The 8,724-nt window shown below is 61.8% G+C and carries 8 protein-coding genes; 5 read left to right on the top strand and 3 right to left on the bottom strand.

Annotated features, from left to right (window positions below; translation table 11 throughout):
- The first annotated feature begins 194 nt into the window (after positions 1-194).
- On the top strand, positions 195-947 hold the full coding sequence (locus tag A39O_RS37740; RefSeq protein ID WP_157639605.1) for a HEAT repeat domain-containing protein: 753 nt from the start codon (positions 195-197) through the stop codon (positions 945-947).
- A gap of 891 nt (positions 948-1,838) precedes the next feature.
- Here the strand turns inward: A39O_RS37740 and A39O_RS0104080 are convergent.
- The 3 genes from A39O_RS0104080 to A39O_RS0104070 all read right to left on the bottom strand — a co-directional run bounded on the left by A39O_RS0104080 (position 1,839) and on the right by A39O_RS0104070 (position 3,696).
- Positions 1,839-2,258, bottom strand: a complete 420-nt coding sequence (locus A39O_RS0104080; protein ID WP_020503432.1) for a type II toxin-antitoxin system VapC family toxin — start codon at positions 2,256-2,258, stop codon at positions 1,839-1,841.
- Complete coding sequence (locus A39O_RS0104075; RefSeq protein WP_020503431.1) at positions 2,245-2,481, bottom strand: FitA-like ribbon-helix-helix domain-containing protein; 237 nt, start codon at positions 2,479-2,481, stop codon at positions 2,245-2,247. The genes A39O_RS0104080 and A39O_RS0104075 overlap by 14 nt, the downstream gene beginning before the upstream one ends.
- 216 nt (positions 2,482-2,697) lie before the next feature.
- On the bottom strand, positions 2,698-3,696 hold the full coding sequence (locus tag A39O_RS0104070; protein WP_020503430.1) for an AraC family transcriptional regulator: 999 nt from the start codon (positions 3,694-3,696) through the stop codon (positions 2,698-2,700).
- Positions 3,697-4,042: 346 nt separating this feature from the next.
- Between A39O_RS0104070 and A39O_RS0104065 the strand changes: the two genes are divergently transcribed.
- The 4 genes from A39O_RS0104065 (at position 4,043) to A39O_RS42515 (ending at position 8,460) form a co-directional block, all read left to right on the top strand.
- Positions 4,043-5,623: an arylsulfatase gene (locus tag A39O_RS0104065; RefSeq protein ID WP_020503429.1), complete on the top strand. Its 1,581-nt coding sequence runs from the start codon at positions 4,043-4,045 to the stop codon at positions 5,621-5,623.
- A gap of 134 nt (positions 5,624-5,757) precedes the next feature.
- A complete protein-coding gene (locus A39O_RS0104060; protein ID WP_051088761.1) occupies positions 5,758-6,768 on the top strand; it encodes an HAD family hydrolase in 1,011 nt (336 codons plus the stop codon).
- On the top strand, positions 6,761-7,540 hold the full coding sequence (locus A39O_RS0104055; RefSeq protein ID WP_020503427.1) for a bestrophin-like domain: 780 nt from the start codon (positions 6,761-6,763) through the stop codon (positions 7,538-7,540). The genes A39O_RS0104060 and A39O_RS0104055 overlap by 8 nt, the downstream gene beginning before the upstream one ends.
- A 116-nt stretch (positions 7,541-7,656) precedes the next feature.
- Positions 7,657-8,460 (top strand): hypothetical protein, encoded by an 804-nt coding sequence (locus A39O_RS42515; protein ID WP_020503426.1) that lies wholly within the window; start codon positions 7,657-7,659, stop codon positions 8,458-8,460.
- The last annotated feature ends 264 nt before the right edge of the window (positions 8,461-8,724 follow it).

The following is an 8,724-nucleotide window of genomic DNA, read 5'->3' as shown; positions in this document are numbered from 1 at the left end:
ACTGTGAAGGTCCGCGCGAATGTGAGTACAACCGAGGAACCGGATGCGGGAAAACTGCACGTCCGGGATTGCGCCGGGGGCGCCGGGTAACCGGCGTTCCTACGGCGGAGGCTTTCGCAACTCCGGAACCGTAGAAGTCGGTGTTGCGAAGTTGTCGGGTAATCTTCCTAATTTTGAACATGATCGAGGCTGCCATGCTTGCTGAATTCTTAGGTCTAGTCGTTCCCGTGATAGCCTATTTTGCCGAGCGCCTATGGCTTGTTGCGGGCATTTTTTTTCTGATTTTCCTGGCGATTTTTTTCTACTTCAGGAGAGTTCAGCCGGAACACGCAAATGAAAATGATTTTTATTTTTCGATAGACAATGGACTGACGAGTAGAGGACCGGTGCCGCACAGCAGTTTGTCTTCATGGGCTAGCACAGCTCGCATTCCGAGCAATACAATGATCCGAAAGAACGAATCAGAGGAATGGCGACGACTTGACGGCTCGATAGCAACGATCAATCAATTAACGGGCGAAAGCAGTAAGCAAGGAGGCGAAAGCGTACCCGCTACCCATAGCGGGTTGAGAACCCGCGACGTGGCGTTGACCTTCGACGAGATTATTGCTCGTATAAATAGGGGCACTCTCACGCCTTCCGAAAAGTCGAAATTGATCTTCTTCTGCTTTGAGAAATTGGAAACCGGTAGTCCTATAGATAGAGTTGGTGCCGCGTCTTGCTTGGGTTATCTCCCATCAGTCGGAGACAATGACGCGATAGCTAAATTGGTTTCAGCACTTAATAAAGAAGAAGATCTGGAGGTAGTACAACAGATTATTTGGGCCTTAAGAGCCTTGGAAGCCCGAGCGGCAGTGCCAAGACTTGAAGCATTATTTAACGATAGCAAGTATGATCCCCTCAGAGAGCGTATAGAGGGAGCAATCCGTTATCTTCGTGGCGCATGATTTAGGATAAGGGGCCAGGCTCGAATGACACTGACTTAAGCCGAGACATCTATAAATCAGCGGGTTACAGACAGCGCGACAAGCGGTCACTTGAGGTCAGGCAGCCTTTTCTGCGGTGTTTCCTGGCATCGGCTCAGTCCGCAACCGTTTTTCGCTGACTTCGCGCCATCGCAACCGATGGTTTCTATGAGGCTAACGCCTTAAGTCAGTGCCATTCGGGCCAGGCTCGAGTTCTTTTCCGGAAAGATGAAGAAGAGCCTAACCTTTGTCTCAAAACCGAGCGCGCGCCACAAGCGTCGTGCTAATTGGCTAGCTCATCAGGGGCGCGCGCTGGTTTAGACTTCACGTTAGGCCGATAGGAGGCGAACTTTGGATGTTCGTTACTTTTTGGGTGAGCGGCTGGCTTTCATCCAGCAACTCTATGTCAACTGCTGCGCCCCGTTCGTTGACCGACAGCGAAAAATCGACGCAGAAGAAGAACCGTATATTCTTCTGTACAACGAGGACCTCGCCCCCCCTTTCCTTTCCGAGTGGCTCGAAGCAGAAGACTCAATTCAGGTCATTGGGTACACATGCGTCCCAATGCTCTCTGCCTCATTCCATCTTTACCTCAAATCTTGGGAATTACGTTGACAGTTTACTAAATGCACTGAATGCGGATGCGCCTTGAACGCAACCAGCTTACTGCCGATCAAAGGTTGGCTCCAATAGGTACGTGAAGTAACGTCGCATTATTTGCATTTAGTAAACTGTCACCGTAATCGCACCGTAATCGCTACCGAGTCGAGCATTTAGCCGTTCCGCAATCCCGGTGACGCGTTGCTCAATTCGGCCTCACTATTCGGCGCAACAATAAGTGAACCGTCACAGGAACTTGCACCGGAACCTGGGCTAATCCGAGAACGGGTCGATGACCCGGACCCCGGTCCCGCGAAAATCCTGGGTATTCCGGGTGGCAAGGTCCAGGTCGTGGACCAGGGCCGTGGCGGCGATCTGCTTGTCCAGGGCGTTCTCGGGGTGTGTGACCCGCAGCCGCCCCCAGACCTGGGCCACGTCCGCATCGAGGCTCAGGATGTGCTCTGCGTAGTCCCCCTGGACCTCCCCCAACCAGGCCTCCAACAGGTCCGCCTGGACCCGGTCTCCGCGATGCCGGATCAACTCGACCCCCCGGCGCAGCTCGCCGATGGTGACGGCCGACAGGTAGAGGCGCGAACCAGAGGCCACTACCTGGGCGAAAAACCGCCGAACCCCCGGATTGGCCCGGTCCCCCTTGCGGACCTCGCTGATGACGTTGGTGTCAATCAAATACATTGCCGGTCTCGGTCTTCTCGGACTCCCGCGTAAAGTCGCTGTCGCGGCCCACATCGGGCATGGCGGCCAGGACCTCCGCGAACCCCCGCCGCCGCGGCCGCAGCAGGGTCTGCTCCAGGATCAAGCGATGCTCCGCCTCGGCGCTGCGGCCATGGGCGGACGCGCGTTGCTTGAGGGCATCGACGATGCGCGGGTCGAGGTTGCGGACCACTAGATTGGCCAAGGTTGCGGTTCCCCGTGGTTTGGCGGTAATTGCAATGCTAGCAGCTCGCCGTGGGCCGGGCTGCCGCATCCGCCGGAAACGCCGATCTACCGGCCGCACCACAACCATCTCTGATATCTCCACGCCCCCGTGGCGACGGAGACGATGTGACAGCGGAGAGGTCGGCGAACCCGCGGGTCCCGTCTTGGAATGTGACCGCCAAGCGGTAGTCGGAGATCAGCGCCTCGTGGTCGCCATAGAGCCGTCGGGGTACCCCATCCAGAAGGGCGAGTCATCGCCCGGGAAGGGGCGGGCCAGCGTGGTGGAGGGCGGCTCGCCGAAGACACAGCGGTAGTGGGCAGCCAGGCGCCCAAGCTGGGTGAATCCGAGGTCATAGGCGAGCTCGGTGACCGTCGATTCCCCCGCGGCGCTTGCGAGCAGTGCCCGGCGCAGGGCATGGAGGCGCAGCTGCCGGATGAAGGCCCCCGGAGAGACACCCAGATTCTCGCGAAAGGCGTACTCCAGAGCGCGGGCGCTCACCCCCGCCGCGGCGCACAAACCGCCCAGCTCCAGAGTCGTCAGGTCCGCGTAGCGAATCGCCTCGATCGCGCGGTCGTACCCGCGCCGCCGCCGAGACTTCCGTCTAGGCAAGGTGCAGCACTCCGGCGGCAGGACGCGCGCAGCGAATCCCAGCACCAGCTCCCGCTCCAGGGCCGCCACGGCGGCGGGGTATCGGAGCATCTCCGGCGACCCATGAACGCGAGCCAGGATCCCGTTCAGCCAACAACCCAGGCCGCGGACGGTCTCGGTACCGGCGGGCAGCAGGTTGGCCTCGGCCCCGGCCTTCAGCAGCCCCGCCTGCTCCGGGGGCAGATGCTGATCCAGCAGGAACAACTGCACCAGGAACAGCAAATGCTCCTGACCCTGGTCGAGCACCGCCTCCAGCCCCGTGGGCAGGGTCGCGGGCAACCCACGCTCGTGCAAGGGCCGTCTGAAGTACGAGGTTTGACTGCCCGGCTTGACGGGTACCGCGCAGGCGAGCATCCCCTCGGGCGAGAGCGCCTGAACCCGAAACCGGGTCGCGCACGACTCGCGGTAAAGAATGCAGTTGGGCGTGGCGAGGAAGACCTTGCGGATCCGAAAGGGCCCGCTGCCGATCGGGGTGCCGATGACCTCCCAGGGCTGGCCGCTACGCTCCCAGCAGCAGGGATCGTCGTTGTCCTGGATGCCGGCCAACGCGAACGGGGCGCTCCGCCCGTCTGTCGAATCAATCCTGGCTGAAGCTGCGTCCGCAAGCACTGTGCCCATCTGCGCCTCTTTTCGCAAATCGAATAGCGACCAAGCGAAACGATAGCCTATTCTTCGCCTTGGCGTCCTGCGGCGACTGCCCGGTGCCGCGTCGGACGGGTAAACGAGCCCGCAACCGCGACCCTGGCGCGCGCTGCCCAGTAGGCCGCCAACATCCGAGATGGAACAAGACGATGCCGAAACGTCGGATAGTTGCTCGTCGATATGCAGCAGCAAGACCAGAAACCTGAGACTTTCCCCTAAAGTGTGGCACGAAAACCTAGAGAGGATTCACATGATGCAACCAGAGGATCCGCGGCGACACCGCCGTCGCCGCTTACTCGGCGCCCTCGGCCTGACCCTGACCGCGCTGGGAGCCCTGTCCTCCGCGGGGGCGGCCGACAAACCCAACATCCTGGTCGTCTGGGGCGACGACGTCGGCCAGTCGAACATCAGCACCTACACCCATGGGCTGATGGGCTATCAGACGCCCAACATCGACCGCATCGCGTCTGAAGGCATGACCTTCACCGACTACTACGGCGAGCAGTCCTGCACCGCCGGCCGCTCCTCCTTCATCATGGGTCAGAGCGTCTTCCGCACGGGACTCTCCAAGGTCGGCATGCCTGGGGCTGACGAGGGGATGCAGATCCAGGACCCGACCATCGCCGGCCTGTTGAAGGCACAAGGCTATGCGACCGGGCAGTTCGGCAAGAATCACCTGGGCGACAAGGATCCCATGCTGCCGACCAACAACGGTTTCGACGAGTTCTTCGGCAATCTCTATCACCTCAACGCCGAGGAGGAGCCGGAGAACGAGGACTACCCGAAGGACCCCGAGTTCCGCAAACGCTACGGCCCGCGCGGCGTCATCCATTCCTGGGCCCTGCCGGACGGCACCCAGAAGATCGAGGACACCGGCCCCCTGACCAGGAAGCGCATGGAGACGGTGGACGACGAGACCTCCGAGCGCGCGCTCGGCTTCATCGAGGAGCAGACCAAGGCCGGCAAGCCCTGGTTCGTCTGGTGGAACGGCACCCGCATGCACTTCCGTACCCACGTCAAGAAGGATCTGCGCGGCATCTCGGGGCAGGACGAGTACTCGGACGGCATGGTCGAGCACGACCTGCACATCGGCAAGTTCCTCAAGAAACTCGACGAACTGGGCATTGCCGACAACACCATTGTCCTCTACTCCACCGACAACGGCCCACACATGAACACCTGGCCGGATGCGGCCATGACGCCCTTCCGCGGCGAGAAGAACACCAACTGGGAAGGCGGCTGGCGCGTCCCCGCGATGGTGCGTTGGCCGGGGCACATCAAGGCCGGCACCTGGAACAACCAGATCGTCCATCACATGGACTGGCTGCCGACCTTCCTGGCCATCGCCGGCGAGCCCGACGTCAAAAACAAGCTCCTCACCGGCTATCAGGCGAACGGGCGCGACTACCGGGTCCACCTCGACGGCTACGACATCCTCCCCCTGCTGACGGGTCAGACGGACAAGAGCCCGCGGCATGAGATCTTCTACTTCTCCGACGACGGCGATATGACCGCCCTGCGCTACGGCGACTGGAAGGCGATCTTCCTGGAGCAGCGCGCGGAGGCGACCTTCCAGTCCTGGCGCGAGCCCTTCGTGCACCTGCGCGTACCGCTACTCGTGAACCTGCGCCGCGACCCCTACGAGCGCGGCATGGTGACCTCCAACACCTATGACGACTGGTTCCTGGAACGGTCCTTCCTGCTGCTCGCGGCAAAGGATTACGTCGGCAAGTTCATGATGACCTTCAAGGAGTACCCGCCCAGGCAGAAGGCCGGGAGCTTCAACCTGGACAACGTGATGGAGCAGTTGACCAGTCCAGGCACGCACTGATCCCGGGTGCAAGCCGACCCCGGGCTGGATCCGTAGACAGGGATATCGGGCGATCCGGCGATGGGATCGCCAACCGTCTTCGCCACAGGTCACCGGTTCGGTAGCCGGCCAACGACTTCACCCCAGGAGCCACCATGCGTCATCTTCTAACCCTCGTTACCCTACTGACCTTCAGTCCATTCGTGAGCGCCGAGGCGCTCCCATCCTGGACGGACGGACCGACCAGAACCGCGATCACCGCATTCGTCGAAGACGTGACGACCGCAAGCAGCCCAAGCTTCGTGCCCCCGGCCGAGCGCATCGCCGTCTTCGACAACGACGGCACCCTCTGGGTCGAGCAGCCCATGTACACCCAGCTCGCCTACGTCATCGACCGCGTCAAGGCACTCGCCCCCGCGCATCCGCAGTGGCAGGAGGAGCAGCCCTTCAAGGCCGTGCTCACGGGCGACCTGGAGGCACTGAAGGCCAGCGGCATGGATGGCGTGACCAAGCTGCTGGCCGCCACCCATGCGAACATGACCACCACCGAATTCGAGCGGATCGTCAGCGACTGGATCGCCTCCGCGCGCCACCCCCGCTTCGACCGGCTCTACACCCAGGTCGTCTACCAGCCCATGCTGGAACTGCTGGACTACTTGCGCGCCAACAGTTTCAAGACCTTCATCGTCTCCGGCGGCGGAATCGACTTCATGCGCCCGTGGACCGAGCGCATCTATGGCATCCCTCCGGAACAGGTCATCGGGTCGCAGATCGCCATGACCTACGAGGTGAAGAACGGCACGCCCGTGCTGATGCGCAAGCCGGAGATCGCCTTCATCGACGACAAGGCGGGCAAGCCCGCCGGCATCCAGCAACATATCGGGCGCCGGCCCATCCTCGCCTTCGGCAACTCGGACGGCGACTACCAGATGCTCGAATGGACGACTGCCGGTGCCGGCAAGCGGTTGGGACTCATCCTCCACCACGACGACGGCGAGCGGGAGTACGCCTACGACCGGGAGAGCCATGTCGGACGCCTCTCCAAAGGGCTCGACGACGCCGGTTCCAAGGGCTGGGTCCTGGTCTCTATGAAACGCGACTGGGCGCGGGTCTTTCCGTCCGCACCGGAGGGCTCGACGGGCACACCTAGCGATCGTCATGAGTGAGATTTCAGTCGCCTGGCTGCTCGCCCTCGGACTCTTCATCGGCATCCTGATCCTGCTGGAAACGGGCAGGCGGATCGGCGATCGACGTTTCAGGCGCGACCCCGACGGGGCCCGCGCCGGGACGGGCGCCGTCGAGGGGGCGATCTTCGGTCTGGTGGGGCTGCTGATCGCCTTCACCTTCTCCGGGGCCACCGCGCGCTTCGATGACCGCCGTGAGCTCATCGTGCAGGAGTCCAATGCCATCGGCACCGCCTACCTGCGGCTCGATCTGCTCCCTGAAAGCGCGCGTGAGACCATGCAAGAGCACTTCCGGCGTTATCTCGACGCGCGCATCGAAGGCTATCGCAAGCTGCCGGATGTCGAGGCGGCTCGGGTGGTGCTGACACAAGCCAATGCCATGCAGGGCAAGATCTGGACTGCCGTGATCGCCGCCGCCCACGGCGAGGGTGCCTCGCCGGACGCGCTGAAGCTCCTGCTGCCGGCACTCAACGACATGTTCGACATCACGACCACGCGTACCAACGCGACCGCGATACACCCGCCAACGATCATCTACGGCATGCTGGTCATCCTGATGCTAGCCTCGGCGCTCATGGCTGGCTATGGCATGGCCGGAAGCAAGGGGCGCCCCTGGCTGCACATCTTCGCCTTCGCCATCGTGATGGCGCTTGCGGTCTACATCATCATCGACATCGAGTACCCGCGCCTCGGACTGATCCGGGTCGAGGGCTTCGATCAGGCGTTGATGAATCTGCGGGCCGGCATGAAGTGATTCGCCCTGATTTCTCTTAAGTTGCTCGAAACTCGTCTTTCGGCACTCGCACTTGCCCGGAATGACTCCGCAGGTGGATCGGATGGCTCGGAATCTGTGATCTCAAGAGGTACCAAATGAGACTGATACAAACGCGGATCGCCTTGGCCACCGGTTTCCTGCTGGCGCTTCCCGCTGCCCACGCCAACGATGCGGCGGCCCTCGCTAAGGAGCTGTCCAATCCCGTGGCTGCGCTGATCAGCGTGCCCTTGCAGTCGAATTGGGAGCAGAATATCGGGCCGGACGACCGGGGCAGCCGCTACACGCTGAACCTCCAACCGGTGATTCCGATCTCTATCGGCGAGGATTGGAATCTGATCTCCCGCACCATCCTGCCGGTCGTCGATCAGTGGGGCATCGTTCCGGGCGCCGACAGTCAGTTCGGCCTCTCGGATACGGTGCAGAGCCTGTTCTTCTCCCCGAAGGCCCCGACCGCTGGCGGATTGATCTGGGGTGTCGGTCCGGTGTTCCTGCTGCCAACCGCCACCGATGCGCTGTTGGGCAGCGAGCAATGGGGCGCCGGCCCGACCGCCGTCGGACTGGTTCAGCAAGGCCCCTGGACCGTCGGCATGCTGATGAATCACCTCTGGTCTTTCGCCGGGCCGAGTGAACGCACCGACATCAACGCGACTTTCATCCAGCCCTTTGTCACCTACACCACACCCACCGCCTGGACCTTCACGCTCCAGACCGAGTCCACCTACGATTGGGAGGGCAAGCAATGGAACGTGCCCATCGCCGCCCAGGTCGCCAAGTTGACCAAGATCGGCGGGCAACTGGTGCAGTTCCAGGCCGGCCCGCGCTATTACGCGGCGAGCACGGACACGGGACCCGAGGGCTGGGCCTTGCGCTTCAATGTTGTGCTGCTGTTTCCGAAATAGGGATGCATAGGCGACCGTTTATGCCGAGTAACGCCCGAGGTCCGGGCGCTTTTGCCACCCTCCTTTGCCAACCCTAGCAGCCTGTCGGACTTAAGGCGATTTCCGAATAAGACGCTATCAAGAATCAAGCTCCGTAGGAGCCCGCTTGCGGGCGACGTGACCTGCCGGAATCGCGTCATTGTGCCCCACCCGTCGCCCGCAAGCGGGCTCCTACGGGTTGGATTTTTCGCGGAAATCACCTTACGTTAGATTGTGGAGCAACAA

Origin of the sequence: Lamprocystis purpurea DSM 4197 (genome assembly GCF_000379525.1) — a bacterium.
GTDB classification, from domain to species: Bacteria; Pseudomonadota; Gammaproteobacteria; order Chromatiales; family Chromatiaceae; genus Thiodictyon; species Thiodictyon purpureum.
This window is presented reverse-complemented; position numbering and strand designations above follow the sequence as displayed.